This window comes from Oceanobacillus sp. MO10714A, from assembly GCF_037072045.1.
Lineage (GTDB): Bacteria > Bacillota > Bacilli > Bacillales > Amphibacillaceae > Oceanobacillus > Oceanobacillus indicireducens.
Genome location: NZ_JAXHDC010000006.1, coordinates 22,796 through 44,580 on the forward strand (window position 1 = coordinate 22,796; position 21,785 = coordinate 44,580).

Consider the following 21,785-nt stretch of genomic DNA (forward strand, 5'->3'; position numbering starts at 1 on the left):
GGCATGTTTCATGCTATAACAGGAATGGTAAAAAAAGATTTAAAGACATCTTTTAGGAACCCTTCTATGCTCGTTCTGAGTATCATTGTTCCTATAGTTTTTATTTTCCTCTATTCACTTATTTCTCAATTGTCAACAACTAACCCTATTGCTATTGCTCAACATTCAGAGGATGCTGCAAGCAAGGAATTAACGACAATTATGAAGGAAATGGAAATCGAGGATGGACCTTATTATGAGATAATGACGCTTGATCCAGACGAAGCGTTTCACATGTATCAAAATGGTGAAGCTCCGGCTCTCATTGAAATACCTAAAAACTTTGAACAACAATTACAAAAGGGTCAGAATCCAAAGATCAAACTATATGTAAATAATATTAATTCGGATGGAACTAAAAACTTTCAACTTCGACTTTCGCATGCATTATACCAATTTCAAGAAAGTAGAGACAGCGAAAATAATATAGGTATAATTGAGGAATTTTCAACATTTGATAAAGACATATCCATGAAGTTTTATGTATCTATTGGTTTATTAATGTTTGCAGTGATTTATTCCGGGATGGTTAATACAGGTACATTATTAACTAGGGAATGGGAAGAGCGAACAAGTAAAGAAATTTCTTTATCTCCGAGTGGGTTTGCTCCATTACTAATTGCAAAAACCACTACTGCTTTGCTATTGACAACTGTTACAACAGTTTTAGCAATGATTTTAATGGCTTTTACATTGAAATTTCCAATTGCAGATGTATCACTGCCGATTATAGGTTGGCTATTTGTTTTATTTTTAATCGGTGCTTCTCTAGGAGCATTTGCAGGAGTGACGATTCAAAAATCTTTACCGGTTATTACATTGTCAGCAGTCATAGGAATATCGCTTTACTTACTAAGTGGAAATGAATCCTCTATTCGAGGATTTGCTTATGGCGGTCCAATTGAATTTGTTTGGAGAATCTCTAGCTATTTACCAATGTCTTATATAACGGATACAATGAGACTTATTTTTGTAACAGGTAAGAATAACTTACTAACCAGCTCATCCAATCCGTTAACAACTACAACAAGTTTTTATATGAGCATGATTACGATACCAGCGACCATCTTAATATTTGGTTGGGCTTCTATTATCAAATTAAAAAATAATTTGTTTTCTTCTGGAGGTCAGTAAGATAACAAATGCAAGGAGGATAAACATGAAATGGAAAACATGGTTTTATGCAATTTCTGCTGTTAACAAAAGAAATATTAAGCTATTATTACGCCAAAAACAATTCCTAGTTGCCCCCTTCTTAATGCCTATTGTAGTTATGATTTTAACAGCACTTATTATGGGAGCTGGTGGGGATGATTGGCCTGTTGGATTGGTAAATGAATCTGACAGTGTTGAATCAAAAGATTTTATTGAAACTCTAGATACCGTTCATTCAAATATCACACCTTATTTTTCTATTAGAGAAATGGAGTATGAACAAGCTAGTGATGCAGTAAAAAAAGGTAGATTACAAATGTTAATTAGAATTCCAGATGATTTTAAACAATCCCAAACTGTTTATACAGAAACATTTAATATTAATACAGACATGATGAAAAATGTACGATTACGTTTGGAGCATTCAGCTTTAAAACAGCTTGAAAAAAATAATGTGCTTCATGCAGCACCAGAATTAATCACAGAGAAAAAAGAAGATGTTTGGCGTGAGTCCTTTATTGCAGGTAGTAGCGTCTTGCTCGCCTTAATGTTTTCGGCAACCATAACGGCTGCAAATTTATTTTCCTTTGATATAGAGAACCGGACAGTTAAAGAAATATCTCTTACTCCTTTGAGTAATATTTACAGTGGAATTGGGATTATTCTCACATCGGTTTTACTGGCATTTGTCTCAGCAATTTCTACCCTGCTTGTAGGGATGTTTGCTTTTAGATTAGAACCAGAAAATTTATTAATGATTTTTATAGGGATAATTCCTGTGTTAATTGCTTGTGCAATATTAGGAATTATTATTGCTCATTTCCTAAGAAGATACCGAATTATTCAACCTATCATCATAGTTACTTTCATGGCTACCTTCTTTGGAGCTGGTGGTTATTCTAGTGTCGCAGGTTTACCACCAATTGCAAGATCATTTTCAGAGATATGGGCCTTTTCATATATTTTTGAATGGTTCAACCCTATCCTTCACAATTTTAGTGGTGGGTTAGATGTTGTTCAGTATGTATTTTTAATTGTAGCTGCTTTTATTTTTATTGCCATACTACCGATCGTTTATAAAAGAGAACTTTTAGTTAAAAATAGCGGAGGACAATAATCGACTATGTTGATAAACAATTCCTGTGTATATGTTTATACAAAAAAGATACTGCCATACGGTATTAAAAAACGTTAACTAGCAGTGTCCTTTCCAGACGACGGTTTAAATAGTAACCGTCTTTCTTTTTATACGGAATTTATAGATGGTATACAGGGTTGAATTTTTAAGAAGTTGACGACTCCTAAGAGGTAGTCGTAATTGAATATATTGTTATTCAGCAATGTTTTTTTGACACCTTATTAAGAAAATCAAAAATACTATCCACCTATCCTAGATGAAAATGTTTATAATTTTTTTTAGATCATATAAGACGAACTAGTGAAACGCATAAACAGACTGTGCAAGCTGTTTATGTGTTTTTTGTTTATAAAAGAGATTTATAAAGTTTTTTACTAAAAATGCAACTAACAGCCCTTTCGCGTCGGGACTAATTACAAAGGGAGACAAAAGAGCATCGCTCACTTCTCTTCATCACAAAAAAGGGGGTGAGAAAAATGAGAACAACTTCTTTTCAAACTACCATAGAAAACCAGTTTGATTACATTTGTAAGCGTGCGATAGAAGATGAACGGAAAGATTATTTCAAATATCTATCAAGGATTTCAAAACAAGAAGTTTCCTTCTCTAATGCAGGAGAACATCTTGTCAATCAGTTTTCTACTATTGATTTCTATGACATCGATATGCATATGTTTTCATTGTACGGTTCTAGTATTGGAATAAAAAACGAATTACTAAGTGAAGCATTGAAATGTTTATCAGATAAAAAGCGTACCATTATTTTGCTGTATTATTTCATGGATATGAATGATACGGAAATCTCAAAGTTATTAAATTTAAGTCGTTCTACAATCTATCGTCACCGAACTACTGGACTAGCCATTATTAAAGAATTTATGAAGGAGCATACAGAATGAAAATAACATATCCGATGGTTCCCTTCTCTTTAATTGTACAAGCAACAGATGGTGATACAGAAGCGATTTCCTACATTGTAAGACATTATAGAGGGTATATCTCAAAACGCTCCTTACGTCCCATGAAAGATGAATATGGGAATCAACTATTAGTTGTGGATGAAATGCTACAGGGTAGAATGCAAACTAGACTGATCACCAAAATTTTATCTTTTGAAATTAAATAATCAATTCTCCATTCGCGGAAGCGTGCTGGAGCGTTACACGCTTCCTGATTAGTAGTTTGTCATTCTATTAAAGCATATTGATCCCAGTATATTTTGATAGGCTGACAAGCCGATGTTCTTTGACAGCTGAATAAAAAGTGATCGAATACATTTCGATAGAGAATGAGCCTACGGACTGATACGCCATGACTTTGCAGATAATGAAAAACGAGCGATTCTTTTCAGTGATCCGTAAGTTACTTTTGGACAAGTTACTGCCATGACTTCTCTATCGTGATAATGATACTCCTGTACAGCCACAGTCCGAGCGTTAGCCGCCACAGGCAATGGGTATAGCTGCATGTGAACCATGCAGGGGTGAAATTCCCGTGAGCTTAACCAAAGCTGTTCGATTACTTATATATTATTTGATTTGGGAGAAGTTGTAGATCATACAAAGTATATACTCTAAATGCAACATAAAATTCATTTATTTTAAATAGTGCGTTATAATTATAGGCGAATATTGGAGTTTTCCTAGCCTATAATGGAAAGGAGTATCAATGATAACAGTCACTAAAAAAGACTTAATTGAGCTAGGATACGGAACTTCTTTTTCAGCAGATATCATTAAAAAAGCAAAAGAATTGATGATTACAAAGGGGCATTCCTATTATGAGTCTAGAAAGCTAGATAGAGTCCCTCGTGAAGCTGTAGAAGAAATTCTGGGAATCAATTTTTCGGATGACAACAGGTCTGATTAGTTTTTGCACGGTAAGGAGTAAAAACTATGGCTAAAGATCCGATTAAAAAAGCGAAAAATGGCACTTACTATTTTCGTGCAAATCTAGGATATGATTCTAAAGGGAAAAAGATTCAAAAATATCGTAGTGGATTTACTACTAAAAAAGAAGCAAGAGAAGAATACTCGAAGCTACTACTTATGAAACCAGAAGAATTAAGTGAAAACAAGAACAAAATGTTGTTTGAACATTATATCTTTGAAATTTTTCTTCCTTGGTATAAGACACGAGTAAAGCTTAGAACATATGAAAATCGTTTACCAAGTATTAAAAAGCATTTTCCTTACTTTTACAAAATGGCTGTTTCTGATATTGAGCCTATTGATGTACAAAATTGGCAATTGAAATTATCGAAAAACCTAAAATCTTCATATGTAAGAGCAGTTCAAGGATTGTTTTCTGTTGCTATGGATAGAGCGATAGTATTGGGAATAACAACAACAAATCCTTCTAAGATTATTGGAAATGTAAAAAAGCAAAAGACAAAGATTGACTTCTGGACAAAAGAAGAATTTGAAAAAGTAATCTCTTTCATTTATAAAAAGGATTACTACCAACATTTCCTTTTTGTTTCTTTATGGTTCTTGTTTATGACAGGAATGCGAATTGGTGAAGCTACCGCCATTCAATGGGAGGATGTTGATTTTGATTCAGGGATACTAACCATCAACAAAAATCTTTATTACAAGAACCAAAGTAATTATAGATTTGTTGAACCGAAAACAAAAGCGAGTGTTCGACACATTGTCCTTGATGAATGTACACTAAGTATTTTAGCAGAATGGAAAAATGTGCAACAAGATCTTATCAAAACAGATTTTGTGATGAGTTACAATGGCATTCCAACACAAAAACATACTCTCTCACATGCTATTGAGCGTTACGCTAAACTAGCTGGGATTCACCGAATTAGAATTCATGGATTACGGCACTCTCATGCTTCGTTACTTATTAGTATGGGAGAAAACCCACTCATCATTAAAGACCGTCTAGGACATGAAGATATTGAAACGACTTTAGGAACATATGGACATCTTTATCCTAATAGTAACTTTGAAGTGGCCAACAAACTAAATGGAATCATAGCATTCAAGCAAGCAGAACAAAACTATGATTCCTCACCGAAAAATCAATTCACTGTAGAATTTTAAGAAAATAAAAACAAAAAGTGCAATAAAAGTGCAATGAAAAATAAAAAAGAGCCACAAACCCTTGATACACAAAGGTTTCTAGCTCTCCTACAACTACTCCCACTCAATCGTCGATGGCGGCTTACTCGTCACATCATAAACTACACGGTTAACCTCTTCGATCTCCGTCACAATTCTACTCGAAATCTTCTCAAGCACGTCCCAAGGAATTCTCGCCCAGTCCGATGTCACACCATCAACTGAATTCACGGCACGAATGCCAACCGTATGAACATAGGAGCGTCCTCCATCTTTCACACCAACACTGCGGATGTTAGGGAGGATGGTAAAGTATTGCCAGATTTCACGGTCAAGGCCTGCTTTTGCGATTTCTTCTCTTAAGATTGCATCAGACTCCCTTACAATCTCAAGCTTCTCTTCAGTCACTTCGCCGAGTACACGGATACCAAGTCCTGGCCCTGGGAATGGCTGTCTCCAAACAATATGATCCGGGATGCCAAGTGCCGTTCCGACAGCGCGGACTTGCTGCTTAAATAATGTTTTAAGCGGTTCGATCAATTCAAATTCCATTTCTTCTGGCAGGCCGCCGACATTATGATGGGATTTGATTATTTTTGAACCATCCGTTCCGCTTTCCATAATATCGGTGTAAACTGTTCCTTGTGCAAGGAAACCGATGTCCTCTAATTTCGCAGCTTCATCGTCGAATACATAGATAAACTCATTTCCGATAATCTTTCTCTTCTGTTCTGGGTCTGTGACACCTGCTAATTTAGATAGGAAACGATTCTTTGCATCTACTTTGATAATATTCATATGGAAATCTTCTGCGAAAACTTCCATCACTTGATCCGCTTCATTTTTACGCAATAAACCATGGTCGACAAAGATACATGTCAGTTGGTCACCAATTGCTTTATGCACGAGCGCTGCTGCAACAGAGGAATCAACCCCGCCACTCAAGGCACAAAGCACCTTTTGATCGCCGACTTGCTCTTTTATCTTTTGCACTTCTTGCTCAATAAACTCTTCTGCATTTAATTCATTTGGTTTCATTGTGATTGCTCCTGTCTGCTATCTAATATTCTCATTTTACTAACCAATGGAAATCGGGTCAACCCATAATTGTTTTCAGCAACTTTTTCCAGGTGGTTTTTAGTTTGTTCATTTCTTTCGGATTGAATTCATTACGATAAAGCATTCGTTCATAATAAGCGGTCAACATTCGCATTTCACCTGTTCCATAATGGGCATCCACTCGTTTCGCATATTCACGTAATGTCTGGTCATTTTTTCGTTCATTTCCTTCGTGATCTAGAACCGTGAGTAAATGAAGATATGCTTCTTGAAATGCTTCCTGACTCTGGTTGCGATTAAGTTTCATGGCTAGGAGCTTCGTTTTTATATTGAAACGGTACTTATACAGTACGAAGAAAATCAATAGAGCTACTAAAACAATAAGCCCACACTGCCACCAGGCAAGACTGAAATTATGATTAGAAGGACTAGCCATTGCTGGTGTTGTTTCCTCTTCTTCCAGTTCCCTTTCAGTTTCAGGTAATTCTGTCTCTGGAGCGTCAAGTACGTCATCATAAGCATCAAAATCTTCGGTATCTGTATTCGCCTGATCCGCATGGAATTCCGTCAAGTTCGAGAAGCCTTGAGTCGGTTCAAAGGAAACCCAACCAGACTCTGGAAAGTACACTTCCACCCAGGAATGGGCATTGGAATTCGTCACTTCATAAATATGATAATTATCCCGGTTTCCTTCACCAATTATCTCTCCGCCGGTAAAACCTTTCACCCAGCGAGCCGGAATATCGAGGGTCCGAAGCAAGACGACCATAGATGTCGAGAAGTTATCACAATAGCCAACCTGTGTTTCAAAGAGAAACTGATCAACATAATCATCATCCTCGCCCGGAACGGCAACTCCTGTCGTCTGATACGTAAAATCGTGACTGCTAAAATAGCGTTCAATCGCGCGTGTTTTCTCATACCGGCTCTCATAACCTGCCGTTATCTCCTCCGCAAGTTCAGCAACGCGACCTGGAAGTGTATCGGGCAGATGAAGATATTCCGCCATTTCCTCTTCATCATTTCCCGGGTCTTCCCGTAATGCAGTTAAAGAATAAGACGTCCGGTCATAGGCTAGCTGATAAAAGCCAAGTCTCAGTGTTTCCCCGTTTTCACGAGCTTCGATTGACTCTGTGATCTGATCAAGGAATAGATCTGGTTTAGGCATTGGTGCCATGAATTTTTTTACCCCATACGGATAAACTAGTTTTTTTAAATTTTGTCCCTCTTGAAACTCTATTAATGCAGTCGATTCTTCGGTCTCCACGTTCCCGTGATACATATCCAGATGAATTTCTCCATCTTGTTGTTTGATATAGTCATGATCAGCAGATGATTCCCAGCCTTTTCCGGTATAAATTTCTTTTGTTTCTATTCGCCAATATTGATCTTGGTCAGTCTCCGCATGAAAAACCGGCGTATCATCCTGGATAAAGGAGCCGCCAAGTTGCGAATCATCTTCCCCGTAGCCAACCTTCTGTATGGTACCACTACCAGAACCGCCGACCTGTTCTGCAGCACCTTCAAGAAACGGTACTGGATCCGGCCATTGGGGATCAAGCTTAGGTGCGACAAGGCCAAGCAAGACGGAGAAGACAAGTGTAAGCATAATAGGCAGAATCCATTTTGTTTTTTGCTTAATCCGGTCGAGCGATATTTTCTCTCTTTCTAGGTCGCGGTTAAAGTTCGTAATCGCGAGGGAAACTAAAGAAATAATAAAGATTCTTATGATCGCAAATTTCGCGTCATACAGTGTAAATGTATCCAACACCGTAATGTAGACGAAAGTCAGGAAGATGAATAAGAAAATTCGCTTCATCTGCACAAACCAGTAATGCAGCAGGTAACTCATTAACCAGATTAGGAGTAAAAAAAGAAAACTCCGGAATAATGGGCTTAAATAATACCAATCCTGGCTAATAAATATATTCGCGTTCATCGTAAATTCCAGTAAAAAATAGTTCAACCACTCCCTGCTAAGGAAGGTCATATCAAAATAAAGTCCATTCAAAATGAATAAAAGTCCAAAGCCTTTCAGCAAAAAGCTTGCCCACCATTTCAACTGCAAGAGCGAAATAAAAAAGCAAAAAATCGTATAAATTACAAAAACCGCGATACTGCTCGTGTCTGTCACCTGTTCAATCGGATAAAGCCACTCCAGAAAAAGGACGAGCCCACCGAGGTAAAGGATGACATTATAAATATTTGACTTGGTCACGTTCTGTTGCTCGTTCATCGAATACTCACCTCAAGTGGGGTTGTAAGCCATTCTTTTTCCGTTAATAAATGGATTGCTATTCCAGATTTTTTTATCTGGGCAATCATGTCCTGTTCTTTTTCCAGGATAAACTTTGAACCTTGAATATAAAAAATCACAATTTGTGCGGTACGCTGTCTTAACTCTTGAATCGTTTGCCGGAAGAAGTCGTCCACCGTAGACGTGATAATCACGAGTCGCTCCATTCGCTTCTCAGTCAGCATCAATTCTTTTAAAGCACCTGAAAAAGGACCATCTCCGTCTGGCTGTATCTTCGTCAAGTAATAGCGAATATCACTTTTCCCCTGATTGGATTCTCTTAGCGTAAATTCTTTCGTTTCTTTTCCGACTGTTAATAATTCAATATTAGTTGTTCCTTTTCCCAGTTTTTTAATGAGTGACAGAGTAAGTTCGACACTCGCTTCAAAGGCTAATGGGTTTTTTCGTTTAGGAATGCATGCATCAAGAAGAATGAAGAGACTATCGCTTCTTGCTTGTTCGAACTCTTTCGTCATGACGGATTGATTTTTTGCCGTCTGTTTCCAATGGATCCAAGAAAAGCGGTCGCCTGGAGCGTATTCACGTACACCCGTTGCAACATTCGTATTTTCTAACTGGAAAAGATTGACGACTTGCTGCCCCTGTTCAAAGCTGACAGCACGGTCCAAGAGCCTAATCTCCCTTGTGTTCGGCTGGACGATCAGCTCGTCTTGCACCGGAAAGATATGTTCCTTTTTCACAAATCCAAAGACATCGCTAATGAAGACACGTACGCCTTGCAGCTCAAGCTCTCCTCTAGGGAGATTTTCTAAGCGGTAGGAAATCTCTAGCTGCTTTTTAAACCCGATCATTTTCATTTTTTTCACCGTGCGATCGATCGTTACATGATCCGGTTCATTTAAAAATGCATAGTCGTGATGCAACCTATTCCAAGTTGCTGGCATAATTTCTTCCACCACTCCGTAATAAAGCGGTAGAGGAAACTTTCTTTCCAGGTGGATCGTTACATCTATCGCGTCACCTGCCTGGACGATTCGTCTCGGTAGCGTTCGACTCACTTTCCAATGATTCAATGGATAAAATAAGAGACATAGGTGATAGAGCAGGATTGGAAGGTAGCTGTAGAATAAGAACCAGCTGACAAATCCACCTTGGAACATCGCGTAGGAAAATAATGCAGCAAGCAGAATGAGAATGAATAGCAAGTTTCCAATGAATCTAATTGTGACTTTCATCAGTCCGATTCCCTTCGAACCGGGATATGTGTTGCTCGTAATATCGATTCCATGATGTTTTCGCCCGTTTCACCGTTGAATTTCGCATCTGATGTAAGGATGATCCGGTGTCTAAGTACAAACGGAGCTAAATATTTCACATCATCAGGAAGCACATAATCACGGTCGTGAATGTACGCGTATGCTTTCGCTGCTTTCATTAGTGCAATCGAACCGCGGGGACTAACGCCAAGGTAAATGGCCGGGTGTTCCCTTGTGCCGTTTACAATATTCACGATATACGTGTGGATCGAGCGGTCGACATACACATCATCCACTTCAGCTTGAATCATCGTTAGTTCTGCATTGGACATGACGGCTTGAATGGTTTCAATCGGGTGCTTTAACGAGGTTTTCTCCAACAGGTCAATTTCTTCGGCAAAGGCCGGATAGCCCATTTTTAACTTTAAAATAAACCGGTCCAACTGCGCTTCTGGCAGTGGATAAGTCCCTTCATACTCAATCGGGTTCTGGGTTGCCATGACAAAGAATGGTTGGTTTAGTGTAATCGTGCGGCCGTCAACACTGACACTTTGCTCTTCCATCGCCTCAAGAAGTGCGGACTGGGTTTTCGGAGAGGTGCGGTTAATCTCATCCGCTAAAATAATATTCCCTAAAATCGGACCACCCCGGAATTCAAACTCCATTTCTTTCGGATTATATATGGAAATTCCAGTAACATCGGACGGAAGTAAGTCCGGGGTGAATTGAATCCGTTTAAAATCACAATCTAATGATTTCGCTAATGTCCGGACGAGCATCGTTTTCCCAACACCTGGAACATCCTCTAGTAGGACATGCCCCTTCGCAAGTAAAGCAACTAAGCTGAGGGTAATAACTTCCTCTTTCCCAATAATTACCTGGTTCATATTCTGAATGACTGGATTAATCTTTTCATTATAAACGATCACTTCTGCCATCTTATCCAACCCTCTCTCAACTTCTATATATCAAGCTATTGTTCTAGCATTTAGTATGTAACAGATTATTAGTAATTATACCATCACTATACAAAAAAAGAGTAGTGATGTAAAAGGAAGATAGCTGGATTTATTATAGTTCAGGGGACGCAAAAGAATGTAGGCTACAGGGTGAGGTTAGGATGTTAGAATTTGCGAGATTAGATCATCGGTATTCTAGCAAAGTAGCGAGAATCGGTGGCATTTGAGCGATTAAATCAGCCTTATTCAAGCGAAAGTGCGCAAAATCCGGGCATTCAAGCGATTAGAGAAGCGATAAGCATCCAAACAAGCATACTCGTCCACCTTCATAGATGTAAAAAACAAAAAAGCAGTGAACCATCACATCGTCCACTGCTTTCATCATTTATTTTACAAAATATGGATTCCCTTTCAATCCAATCCAGTGATCCGTCTGCTCGAGCTCGGAAGCAAGCTTCAGCAAGCGATGCTCCTCACCCTTCGAAGCAATCACTTGAACACCAAGCGGCAATCCTTCTTCCGATAAGTAAACAGGCAAGGACATCGCCGGCTGACCCGTCAAGTTAGCAAGCATGCCAAATGGCGTATAGGTCAAGCTCGGCAGGAACATATCGTAAACAAGCTGCTGTTGTTCGTCTTTCGTTCCTTTATGAATATCGCGCAGGAACGCCTCTTTCTTCTCCCCTGTCACTTCAAGCTGTCCAATTTTCGGAGCGATATCCGCTGTCGCAGGAGTAATATAGAAATCATACGTTTCATGCAGTGCCGCCATCTGAGCAGCTGCTGTATCCCAGGAAGCAAGACTTGCGGAGAAGTCTGCTCCGGAGATGGATTTTCCGGCAACATGCATCATCCAACCCTCAAGCTCGATATCATCTTCCGTCAACTCTCGACCGAGTGCCTGCTCCAAACCTTGCACGGTCATATTCATTTCACCGCTATTCATGATGTAGTAATCCTTCATCAATTGTATGCCATCTACACCATTCGTGCGTTCATCCACCTCATGCCCTTCCGACTCAAGCCAATTCACGACTTTCATGACGGCATTCTTCGCATCGTCTGACACCGGTGTGCCAACTGGAGACTCGGTGGTAAATGCAACTCGGAGCGGCTTTTTCTGACCGCCCTTCAAACTGTCCAAATAATGATCTACAAAAACAGGTGCATGGAAAGCCGCTTCTGGTTGGAACGTCTGCAACTGATCCATCATCGCTGCTGCGTCACGCACGGTTTTCGTCAGCATAAAGTTAATCGATGCACCTTGCCAGTCACGCCCTGCACCGGGACCAACTGGCATTCTTCCTCTTGTCGGCTTCAGACCAAATAATCCAGAGAAAGACGCCGGGATACGAATCGATCCCCCACCGTCACTCGCACCGGCAACAGGTACCACGCCGGAAGCAATTGCGGCTGCCGCTCCCCCGCTGGAACCACCCGGTGAATACTCGGGATTCCACGGGTTACGGGTTGGCCCATATAATTTTGGTTCGGTAATATTTTTTAAAGCAAATTCGGGTGTATTCGTATGCCCTAAAAATACAAACCCTGCTTCTCTTAGTTTTCTTACAAAATGAGATTCTACTTCAGCAACATAATTTGCAAGCAGTTTCGAGCCGGAGCTTAAAATTTCCCCGGGAAGTGATTGGGATACGTTTTTAAGCATCGTTGGCACACCGGCAAAGGGCGCCTTCCCTACTTCTATCTCTTCTGCTTCTGTTAATGCTTTGTCTTTCCGGATACTTGTTGCTAGATTCAAGTCTGGTTGGACTTCCTCCAAGCGATTCAGTGCTATTTCAGTTAATTCTTTCGGTGACACTTCTTTTCTTTCTAATAGTTCAGCTAAGCCTACTGCGTCATAGTGTACATATTCTTCTGTTTTCACTTCATCACCTCAAGTAAAAATTTGGCATTGCAACTTCACTATATCGTAATCTAGTCTTTTTTCAATATAAAAGCCTCTTTCTCTATGTCGACATAAAGAGAAAGGGGTGTTGGTTCCGTGATGCCTAATAGTCTTCTAAACTCGGCAGGGATTGTAATCGAACCTTTCGTTGAGACATACCGCTGATTTTTCTTGTCATCGAGGCCTGAATGGTAAATCCAAATTTCCTTTCCTTTTAGATGGATCTCAAGTAATGTACCCGGTTCAAAACCGAATTTTGTCCGTTCTTTTTTAGGCAGATTAATAATACCCGATTTATCGGATGCTCTCACTTTTTTCAGGAAAATCATACTGTTCACTCCTATGCTTCTTGGATTCCTGCTGTACCAATATGAAAAAACTCACTCAATCATTCCAATAGAACGCACAGGAAAAGAAATCTGTAAATGGATTATACAATGGGAAGTAGACGGTCGAGTTGAATCGTGGATGCTGTTACATGACTATCATAAGCAAGAATGCGTACACCTAGATGTTCCGCCTCTTGTAAAGCCTCGTGAAAATGGGGGTCCATGACGCGATGTGACGTAAATGAATGACAGCCTTTCATCTGGATGACAAAAAGAACCGTCGCCTCATAGCCTTCTTGCACTGCTTGAATAAGTGTTTCCACATGCTTCGTTCCTCTTGTTGTCGGAGCATCAGGAAACATTGCAAGCCCGTCTTGTTCTAACGTGACACCTTTCACTTCGATAAAACCACCGCGCTCATCCCGGTAATAAAAAAGATCAAACCGACTGTTTCCGAAACGCGCCTCACGTTTCAAATCTCTTATTCCATGAAACTCTTTTATTTTTCCCGCGGCAAGTGCATCATAAACAAGCTTGTTCGGAATCTGTGAATCAATGTTAACCCAGCGTTCTTCCTTACCTGCTGCAATGATGGAAAAGCGGGTTTTCCGATTTGGATTATCTGAAGTTTCTAAAGAAAGCGGAACACCAGGCTTTAAAATTTCTGTTAAACGACCTGTATTTTTTATATGGACTTTTTCAAGTTCCCCATTAATATAAACTTCAGCGACAAAGCGGTTTAACTTCTTCGCAAAAATTCCTTCCACGACCTTCCCGTACTTCATCTCTACACATCCAATCCACTTGGGTTCCTATAAAATATTTCTAATTCCTCATTTTAGCATATCATGTTCTGCTCATTAGAGAAATTTTCATCACGTATTAACGGTCTGTAATACCCCCACTTCTAAACATGAGGGAAGCCCATTATGTGAGGGGTGGGGATAACAGTTCGTAAATCCCTGATTCTGTTCAACTAACATTCAGTGGGGAGAAGGGATCCCCACTGAATGAAGTTTCACTTTATGGAGTAAGTATTTGTATTTAGCAATCTTTCCGCTTATGATAGTACTATATATTTTCTGTAAAACTCTGACAACTCAACTGGGAGAATGGAGGAATCCATCTTGATGACCTATACGATTGAAAAAACAAATACGAAAATTATTCCGCTGGAAGTGCCAGCACCTAATACGTTAAAGAGCATTAACTTTTATTTACTTCAAAAAAATGACCGGACGTTTTTAATCGATGCTGGCCTTGATAAAGATACCTACTGGGAATACTTACAGCAATCCATGCAAGCAAACGGCATCCGGTTCCGTGATTTGACGGCAATTTTATTAACGCATCATCACTTCGACCACGTGGGGCTTGTTCACCGGATTTCTAAAGAATACGATACTCCGGTCTATATCCACCCCTACGCACTACCGAAGATAAAAGGAGACCCGGAATTTTTATATAAAAACTATACATTCTTCGCTGATTTACTGAATAAATTAAATACTGGAGAATTCGGAGCAGAACAGGTAAAGGCTAGATACAAGCGGCAAATGAACAATCCGAAAACAGCTTTAAACTGGAATGTGAAAGCAATTGAATCAAGTACACTATTCGACTTTGAAGTGATTGAAATCCCCGGACATGCGCCGGATCAAGTTGCGTTTTATTTACCAGAAGAAAGTATTATCTTCATCGGGGATTTATTAATCGATCATTTAAGGAGTAACGCCTTTGTCGAACCAGCACTGGATGGTAGCCGAATCCCTGCCCTTACGCAACACGTAGCTTCGCTTGAAAAAATTATCGAGCTCAATCCGGAAACTGCCCTTTCTGGACATGGGAAGGTCATCTATGAACCTGCTAAACTAGCAAAGAGAAGGCTTGATGCGATTGAAGCAAAAGCAAAAAGCATCAAGTCCATCATCGAAGCAGGCATTACAACCGGAAGGGAAATCGTGAAAAAACGGCACCCAAACAAATACGAAGATATCTTCTTCACGCTCATGTCCGACACGCTAAGCTTCCTCGACTACCTCGAAACAAAAGGCCAACTAACCAAAAAAGAAAAAAACGGAATCTGGCACTGGGACACGGGGTCAGAGAATTTGTCCCAAAAACACTACGGTAAATGGCAATGAAAGGAGTCTACACATTGGAACAACTATTACAACATTTAAAAGAAAACTTAACAGAAGATCAGGTAACAACGAATAAAACCGTAAGAGAATTACATGGTCGCGACGAAACATATCTTGCAGAGAGTCTACCGGACGTTGTCGTCTATCCGAAATCAACAGCAGACGTTGCCCACATTATTAAAGTTGCCCAAAAGTTTAATACACCTGTCACCCCTTTTGGAGTCGGGTCCAGCCTAGAAGGTCATATCATTCCGTACAAAAACGGAATCACAATTGACTTCTCTTTAATGAATAAAATCTTAGAAATTAAAGCTGAAGACTTGCTCGTGAAGGTCCAGCCTGGTGTGACGAGGGAACAGCTCAATAAAGAACTGAAAAAACACGGATTGTTCTTCACCGTCGATCCAGGAGCAAACGCAACACTTGGAGGTATGGCTGCAACGAATGCAAGTGGTACAACTTCTGTTAAGTATGGTGTGATGCGAGACCAAGTGAGAGATATGGAAGTTGTTCTTGCAGATGGCAGCATTATCCATACAGGAAGCTTAGCAACGAAATCATCTTCCGGCTATCATCTGAACGGACTTTTCGTCGGGTCGGAAGGTACACTCGGCTGTTTCACGGAATTAACATTGCAAGTATACGGAATTCCTGAGCATATTGTAGCAGCCCGCGCGGTATTCCCGGATCTCTCCGATGCTTTCCAGGCTGTAACATCAATTTTACAAGCTGGTATTCCAATTGCACGGGTAGAATTTGTCGATGAAGCATCGATCGTTCAATTAAATAAATTCAGCGATACAGATTACCCGGCAGTCCCGACACTTTTCCTTGAGTTCCATGGGAATGCAGAAGGTCTCAAGGCAGACCTCGCCTTTGCAAAAGAAATTATGGAAGATCAGAGCTGTCAGGAGTTTATTTCTGAATCGGATACAGCAGCCCGCAATCACTTATGGGAAGCTCGTCATAACTTGGCCTATGCCTTTGCTCATGATTATCCAGGTAAAAAAATGATGCTCACCGATGTAGCCGTACCGATTTCGGAACTAGCGAACGCTGCAATTTATGCACGACAGGAAGTTGATAAATTAGGGATACCGGGCGGAATTGTTGGGCACGTTGGGGACGGAAATTTCCATTCCATTCTAATGATTGATTTGGATAACGAAGAAGAGATCAGGAAGGCAAAAGAATTCAACAAAAACATTGTTCTCTATGCGCTGGAACGCGGTGGAACTTGTACGGGTGAACATGGTGTCGGGATTGGGAAAAAGCCATACCAAGAGCAAGAACATGGTGCTTCTCTTGAAATAATGAAGCAGGTTAAGAAGACATTAGACCCGAATAACATCTTAAATCCAATGAAGATTGTAGATATCGATTAAGCGAAAGAAACGCATCGCAGCGGCTCAAACCCTTGAACCGTTGTGACGCGTTTTACTTTCCTCTAACCTATAAAATATATTTATCGATTTCTTTCACAAGGTCGACAAGCTGCGGTTTACTCACTTGTGCACTTGCTCCGACCTTTTCCCCCTTATGATATAAATCATCCGTGATCAGGGAGGAGAAAATAATGACCGGGATACCTTTCAGACGATTATTTTGCTTTATCCGGTGGGTCAGATGATGCCCGTCCATCTGGGGCATTTCAATATCTGTCAGTACAAGCTGCACGATTTCTTCGGGATCGACCGATTGATCCTTCGCAAGTACTTCCAAATACTCCCAAGCTTCCTTCCCGTTTTGAAAAACTGTCACATTATCATAGCCGGATTTTTCCAATGTATCTTTAAGCAATGCCCGTAATACACTTGAGTCTTCTGCGAGAATAATTTTTTTCATCGTGCGTTCCCTCGGCCCTAACGCTTTAATACTGTCCACATTCCCGCCTAATTCCGGATTGATTTCGACGACAATTTTCTCAATATCAAGGAAGACCGCGAGCGTGTCATCATTAAGTTTAATCAAGCCTGTCGCATACGGTTGGTTACCTGTGGCGAGTTCGCTCGGCTTCTCAATTTGCTCCCAGGAAATCCGGTTGATACGCTTCACTTTATGAACCCGAAAGGCAATCTTGATCTGGTTTAGTTCGGCGATAATAAAATGATCTTGCTCTGGATTTATCGAATCCTCTTTATTTACAATGTCTGAAAGCTTGACTACAGGTATGATTTCTCCCCTCAAGTGGATGACACCTTCTACATAGTCAGGAGCTTTCGGAATGCTTGTAATCGGAATAGGAGTGATGATTTCCCTCGTTTTCAGCACATTAATCGCAAAGGTTTCATCCCCTAATTCGAAAAGGATAATTTCCAGTTCATTCGTTCCGCTTTCTAATAAAATTCCATTGTTTATACTTTTTGTCATACCGATTCTCCTATCTCTAATACGTGAGATATTTTACACTATATTTTACGGTGTTGCCACCATATTTTCAATCGATATTGACATGAAGCATTTTATATATCAAAATCCCATCGCTGTGACCTGGTAAATTCTAGCGGTTTTTTTCATAATATGCAGCTCTCCAACCGGTGGAAATAGCTTTTTCCAGAAATCTGATTCATTACGATGTATGTTCCGCGAGACGTGAATCGGTGCTTTCTCTCATTTGCTTTTTCCGCTCGGTCATTCTTAAATAAAGGTTATTGCCGAGTAAGGAGACGATGATGAACAATGTACCGATATAATCATACGCAGTCAGGCTAGTGCCTTGGATAAATGAAATGGTCAGCGTTGTGATTGGTACAAAGTTAATGAATAATAGCGCATTAATCGGTGACAAGATTGTCACCCCGACGTTCCAGCCTACAAGTGCAATAACTCCGGGGAAAATTGTCATAAATGCCAAATGTGGACTCGTCAGAACTAGCGTCTCAACTGTTGGAACTGAAACATAGCCGGTAAGAGTTAAGATAGCAACGATAACTACCGCAGTTCCTGTCCCTAGCAAACAACTTAACGTGGAATAGCGTAAGGCAGACCAACCAGCAAACCGTGGTCCCCCCATCGTATAGACAACCCAGCCAATCACTGCAATCAATATTAACAAGGATGGAAACATATTGCTCGTTGCGCCGAGGAATGATTGGATATCTCCCTTTGTAATAACCAATACCGCCCCGACAAAAGCAAGAACGACGAATCCTAAGGTAAGACTTTTCGGTAAGCTTTTATATAGCAAGGAGACGATCACGATGGAGATCATCGGCATTAATGCTTCCATGACCGAAGCAACCATGATTCCAGACTCCCCTAATAAGTCTTCTCCCCAGAAGATCAGCAAATTATAAATGGTAAATGCCATTGTACCGAAAAACCATAGTTGTTTTCCATTTCCTTCCAAACGGAAAGCCTGCTTCCCTTCTTTCCATAATAAAAACGCCACTAAAATGACGCTTACACCTACATAACGAATAATAGTAAAATAAAATGGATCAATATGTTGAAACGCCGAATGGGCAACTGGGAACATCGCACCCCAGGATGCCGCGGCGATAAAACAAAGAATTGCTCCAAACCACAAACTCTTTCTCATTCCTGCCCTTTTCCCCTCTCTCTATCTATTCTATTACGATTGTCTAACACTGTAGGTATCTTGTAAAACGAATTAAAATGATGACATCCATCACTTTAAGTGATACCATTGAGTTGCTATAAGATTGAGGAGGAAAGTCATGGAATTAAAGGATTTGGAAATATTCCAAGTTGTGGCGAAGAAAGGGACGATTACAGCTGCAGCGAAAGAACTTCGCTACGTCCAATCCAATATCACATCTCGGATTCAGAAATTGGAAGAAGAATTGAACACACCCTTATTTAATCGCCACCATCGCGGTATGACTCTGACACCTGAAGGAAAAAAGCTTTTGACATATAGTGAGGACATTACGTTGCTCGCCAAGGAAATGAAAAAAGCAGTGCAAAGTAAAGAAGAACCTGCCGGGAGACTCGAAATTGGCACAATCGAAACAGTCTTTCAACTGCCGAATATCCTTGCTTCTTTCGTTAAAAAGTACAAAAATGTCAATTTGTCGCTATATTCCGGAGTGACCGACCATTTGGAAAAACAAGTATTGGACCACCAGTTGGACGGTGCCTTTGTAACAGCGGGGAATTTCTCTCCAGAAATTGTGGCACATGAAGTGATTGAAGAGGAACTTGTACTCATCGCCCACCACCAAGCAGATTTGACCGATGCAATCCAGGAAGAGCCGGTTCTTTGTTTTTCAAAAGGATGTGGATACCGGGCCCGTCTGGAGTCTTGGTATGAGGATGAGAATATTCATCCGAAGAAAATTATGGAGTTCGGTACATTAGAGACGATTCTCCGTAGTGTTGTCGTTGGACTGGGCATTGCCTTTGTTCCGAGATCATCCGTAAGTCATTTGGAAGAAAGCGGACTGATCTCCAGTTATTCTTTACCGGATGCATATAATAAAGTGAAAACAATGTTCATTCGGAGAGAAGATACATTCCTTACAAATACATTGCAGAAGTTTATTGAAACAATTGAAACGAATAAAGATATGGAGATTCATTCGCTTAAATATTAATACGAGGGACAGTTTTGCTAGTCATTATATTTACCTACTTTAAAATCTTACTACCTTCATAAACTATTTTAATTGACTATAATTAGTAGTCCTAATAATCCTATAACGCAAACTGTACTAATTATAGCTAAGACATTTAAGACTTTATTTATTTTCTGTTTCTCTTTAAATATTTTGCAGAGTATAAAGTAAACCCCAATGCCTACCATTCCACCTAATGTATTACCTATAAAATCTGTGATATCAGATGCACCAATGGCAAATACGAATTGAAGTACTTCAAACAACAAACTTACACTCGCTATTGGTGCAATTTTTTTCAAAAACGACCAATTTGGCTTCAACATGCTCAAATAAATTCCAAAAGGTATAAAAATAATGATGTTTAAAATAATCTCATCAAAATCAATTTGATTATTAATGATCGTCGAATCTGCAAAAGGGACTATATTAATATTTCTCATGTAAGGCAATTCATAAGAAGATAAAGCCAATTTAAACAAGATAATCCAAGTTAATGCAAGCAGATAGATAACTAGAAGACTAATAGTTATTACCCGTTGACGCCTTTTGATTTTTTCCACATTAAGCCGCTCCATCTGTTACCACCTTTTCCATTGTAAGAAGCATCGTACGGAGATAAACACTATACCCTGCTCCACCATTAAAACTACTTTCCCTAAATCTACTACCAGGTGGGGATATACGGTCCATAAAACTCTAACATTCAGTGGGGAGGGAAGGATACCCCACTGAATGAAGTTTCACTTTATCTAAGTCCATCATCCATATGGGCAAATCCGATGTCTGTATCAACCGCTCCGTAAACTTTCGATGTTGCTATATTTTCTCCCTGAAGCCAGCGAGAGAAATCAAATATAGTTGGTTCTCGATTTTCTCCAAGCGCAAGCCACGCTTGTTTTTCTTTTGGTAAATACGCAGACGTATGAATTGTTCCGGCCCAGCTTTTATATTGTTTGGAAAATACACCTTGCTCCGGATCATTCATAAAACGGAAGGCTTCCGCTACACTACCAAGAACTTCTTTTTCTGATATTTTTTCCAACCGGGCTTCAGAATCAACTAAATGCCGACGGTTCTCTTCTTTTAGAATTTCAAAATGGTTCGTACAGCTCTGCGCGCTCCGAACTGCGACACCTCGGGGACTTGTTTCAATGATGAATGTTTCTTCATTTGGGTCTAGTACGATATAGCTGAAACTATGTCGGTGCGGGATTTCTTTTAGAAAATCAATCGTTTCTTCAACTGTAGCACAAGTCTCAAGAAGCATCCGGCCGATCATCCAGCAAACAAATCCTGCGCCGGGCTTTTTCCGATTAATTGCATTATATCCCATTACAAGACCTTTCTCATTCATGCCATCCATCCGACCGGTTATTCTCTGGGCAGGTCCGATTGTTGCGTATCCTGTATCAGTCGGCTCGTAAATATGGTATCTGCCCTCATATGTTTTTGGATGGAAATCATAATTTCGCACCATAAAGTCTTTCCCGGTCACGATGGAACAGCCGCTTTTCTCAATGGGCAAGCGGTATCCGGAAAAATCTCGTAAAATGATAGACATCGGGAGTTGCAATGCATCTTTCAACCCCTCAAGTTCTTCCCAAATTCCAGGTGCATATTTTGTGAGCATCTCTTTCGTTTCTTGTTCCTTTGTTGTAAACCTTGGCTGGCGCACTTTCCAGATCCGCTCCCGGTTTTTCATGATCAAGGAATCTTTGATTTGTTCACCGAGCATGAAGCCATAATCATAATGCGAACCACGAAACTGCACCACATCACTATAAATCCGCTTCAATCGTTTCCCTCCTCTATTACCATTGTACTTGAAAAGGGCTTCCGGGTCAGCCACGGGATATTGATACGCTTGGTCTGTGACCTGGAAC

At 40.1% G+C, this 21,785-nt stretch carries 21 protein-coding genes; 9 read left to right on the top strand and 12 right to left on the bottom strand.

Going from position 1 to position 21,785, the window contains the following annotated elements; all coding sequences use genetic code 11:
* Window positions 1–3 precede the first annotated feature (3 nt).
* From SPD53_RS06390 to SPD53_RS06405, 4 genes are all read left to right on the top strand, one after another.
* Complete coding sequence (locus SPD53_RS06390; RefSeq protein WP_336252009.1) at window positions 4–1,173, top strand: ABC transporter permease; 1,170 nt, start codon at window positions 4–6, stop codon at window positions 1,171–1,173.
* A gap of 25 nt (window positions 1,174–1,198) precedes the next feature.
* Complete coding sequence (locus SPD53_RS06395; RefSeq protein WP_336252010.1) at window positions 1,199–2,311, top strand: ABC transporter permease; 1,113 nt, start codon at window positions 1,199–1,201, stop codon at window positions 2,309–2,311.
* Window positions 2,312–2,808: 497 nt separating this feature from the next.
* Entirely contained in the window at window positions 2,809–3,231 is a 423-nt protein-coding gene (locus SPD53_RS06400; protein WP_336252011.1) for a sigma-70 family RNA polymerase sigma factor, read from the top strand.
* On the top strand, window positions 3,228–3,458 hold the full coding sequence (locus tag SPD53_RS06405; protein WP_336252012.1) for a helix-turn-helix domain-containing protein: 231 nt from the start codon (window positions 3,228–3,230) through the stop codon (window positions 3,456–3,458). The genes SPD53_RS06400 and SPD53_RS06405 overlap by 4 nt, the downstream gene beginning before the upstream one ends.
* A gap of 168 nt (window positions 3,459–3,626) precedes the next feature.
* Here the strand turns inward: SPD53_RS06405 and SPD53_RS06410 are convergent, their stop codons facing one another.
* The gene (locus SPD53_RS06410) at window positions 3,627–3,800 is read right to left on the bottom strand and encodes a hypothetical protein (RefSeq protein ID WP_336252013.1); all 174 of its coding nucleotides are present in this window, start codon (window positions 3,798–3,800) and stop codon (window positions 3,627–3,629) included.
* A 200-nt stretch (window positions 3,801–4,000) separates the two neighbouring features.
* On the opposite strand from SPD53_RS06410, the gene SPD53_RS06415 reads away from it, so the two are divergent.
* Together SPD53_RS06415 and SPD53_RS06420 are read left to right on the top strand one after the other, a co-directional pair.
* Complete coding sequence (locus SPD53_RS06415) at window positions 4,001–4,201, top strand: DUF3173 domain-containing protein (protein WP_072741228.1); 201 nt, start codon at window positions 4,001–4,003, stop codon at window positions 4,199–4,201.
* Window positions 4,202–4,227: 26 nt separating this feature from the next.
* Complete coding sequence (locus SPD53_RS06420) at window positions 4,228–5,391, top strand: tyrosine-type recombinase/integrase (RefSeq protein WP_336252014.1); 1,164 nt, start codon at window positions 4,228–4,230, stop codon at window positions 5,389–5,391.
* Between the two features lie 93 nt (window positions 5,392–5,484).
* Here SPD53_RS06420 and guaA read toward each other — a convergent pair whose 3' ends face one another.
* From guaA to sfsA, 7 genes are all read right to left on the bottom strand, one after another.
* Window positions 5,485–6,447, bottom strand: a complete 963-nt coding sequence (gene guaA / locus SPD53_RS06425; RefSeq protein WP_268239585.1) for a glutamine-hydrolyzing GMP synthase — start codon at window positions 6,445–6,447, stop codon at window positions 5,485–5,487.
* Window positions 6,448–6,505: 58 nt separating this feature from the next.
* The gene (locus tag SPD53_RS06430; RefSeq protein ID WP_336252015.1) at window positions 6,506–8,704 is read right to left on the bottom strand and encodes a transglutaminase TgpA family protein; all 2,199 of its coding nucleotides are present in this window, start codon (window positions 8,702–8,704) and stop codon (window positions 6,506–6,508) included.
* Window positions 8,701–9,960, bottom strand: a complete 1,260-nt coding sequence (locus SPD53_RS06435) for a DUF58 domain-containing protein (RefSeq protein ID WP_336252016.1) — start codon at window positions 9,958–9,960, stop codon at window positions 8,701–8,703. The genes SPD53_RS06430 and SPD53_RS06435 overlap by 4 nt, the downstream gene beginning before the upstream one ends.
* Entirely contained in the window at window positions 9,960–10,919 is a 960-nt protein-coding gene (locus tag SPD53_RS06440; protein ID WP_336252017.1) for an AAA family ATPase, read from the bottom strand. The genes SPD53_RS06435 and SPD53_RS06440 overlap by 1 nt, the downstream gene beginning before the upstream one ends.
* A gap of 406 nt (window positions 10,920–11,325) precedes the next feature.
* A complete protein-coding gene (locus SPD53_RS06445) occupies window positions 11,326–12,825 on the bottom strand; it encodes an amidase (RefSeq protein ID WP_336252018.1) in 1,500 nt (499 codons plus the stop codon).
* Between the two features lie 50 nt (window positions 12,826–12,875).
* Complete coding sequence (locus tag SPD53_RS06450; RefSeq protein WP_156857953.1) at window positions 12,876–13,175, bottom strand: AbrB/MazE/SpoVT family DNA-binding domain-containing protein; 300 nt, start codon at window positions 13,173–13,175, stop codon at window positions 12,876–12,878.
* A gap of 101 nt (window positions 13,176–13,276) precedes the next feature.
* Window positions 13,277–13,960, bottom strand: coding sequence for a DNA/RNA nuclease SfsA (gene sfsA, locus SPD53_RS06455; RefSeq protein ID WP_336252019.1), 684 nt, complete (start codon window positions 13,958–13,960; stop codon window positions 13,277–13,279).
* 345 nt (window positions 13,961–14,305) lie between these two features.
* Here sfsA and SPD53_RS06460 point away from each other — a divergent pair, with 345 nt between their 5' ends.
* Window positions 14,306–15,319 carry an MBL fold metallo-hydrolase gene (locus tag SPD53_RS06460; protein ID WP_336252066.1) on the top strand — a complete coding sequence of 338 codons (1,014 nt, stop codon included), beginning with the start codon at window positions 14,306–14,308 and terminating at the stop codon, window positions 15,317–15,319.
* A complete protein-coding gene (locus SPD53_RS06465; RefSeq protein ID WP_336252067.1) occupies window positions 15,316–16,704 on the top strand; it encodes an FAD-binding oxidoreductase in 1,389 nt (462 codons plus the stop codon). The genes SPD53_RS06460 and SPD53_RS06465 overlap by 4 nt, the downstream gene beginning before the upstream one ends.
* 67 nt (window positions 16,705–16,771) lie before the next feature.
* Here the strand turns inward: SPD53_RS06465 and SPD53_RS06470 are convergent, their stop codons facing one another.
* Both SPD53_RS06470 and SPD53_RS06475 read right to left on the bottom strand, forming a co-directional pair.
* The gene (locus SPD53_RS06470; RefSeq protein WP_336252020.1) at window positions 16,772–17,689 is read right to left on the bottom strand and encodes a chemotaxis protein; all 918 of its coding nucleotides are present in this window, start codon (window positions 17,687–17,689) and stop codon (window positions 16,772–16,774) included.
* A 199-nt stretch (window positions 17,690–17,888) separates the two neighbouring features.
* Window positions 17,889–18,860, bottom strand: coding sequence for a DMT family transporter (locus tag SPD53_RS06475; protein ID WP_336252021.1), 972 nt, complete (start codon window positions 18,858–18,860; stop codon window positions 17,889–17,891).
* Window positions 18,861–18,999: 139 nt separating this feature from the next.
* Between SPD53_RS06475 and SPD53_RS06480 the strand changes: the two genes are divergently transcribed.
* A complete protein-coding gene (locus SPD53_RS06480) occupies window positions 19,000–19,878 on the top strand; it encodes a LysR family transcriptional regulator (protein ID WP_336252022.1) in 879 nt (292 codons plus the stop codon).
* A 68-nt stretch (window positions 19,879–19,946) separates the two neighbouring features.
* Here SPD53_RS06480 and SPD53_RS06485 read toward each other — a convergent pair whose 3' ends face one another.
* Together SPD53_RS06485 and SPD53_RS06490 are read right to left on the bottom strand one after the other, a co-directional pair.
* Window positions 19,947–20,477, bottom strand: coding sequence for a VanZ family protein (locus SPD53_RS06485; protein WP_336252023.1), 531 nt, complete (start codon window positions 20,475–20,477; stop codon window positions 19,947–19,949).
* A gap of 170 nt (window positions 20,478–20,647) precedes the next feature.
* Window positions 20,648–21,697, bottom strand: a complete 1,050-nt coding sequence (locus SPD53_RS06490) for a C45 family peptidase (protein ID WP_336252024.1) — start codon at window positions 21,695–21,697, stop codon at window positions 20,648–20,650.
* Window positions 21,698–21,785: the final 88 nt, after the last annotated feature.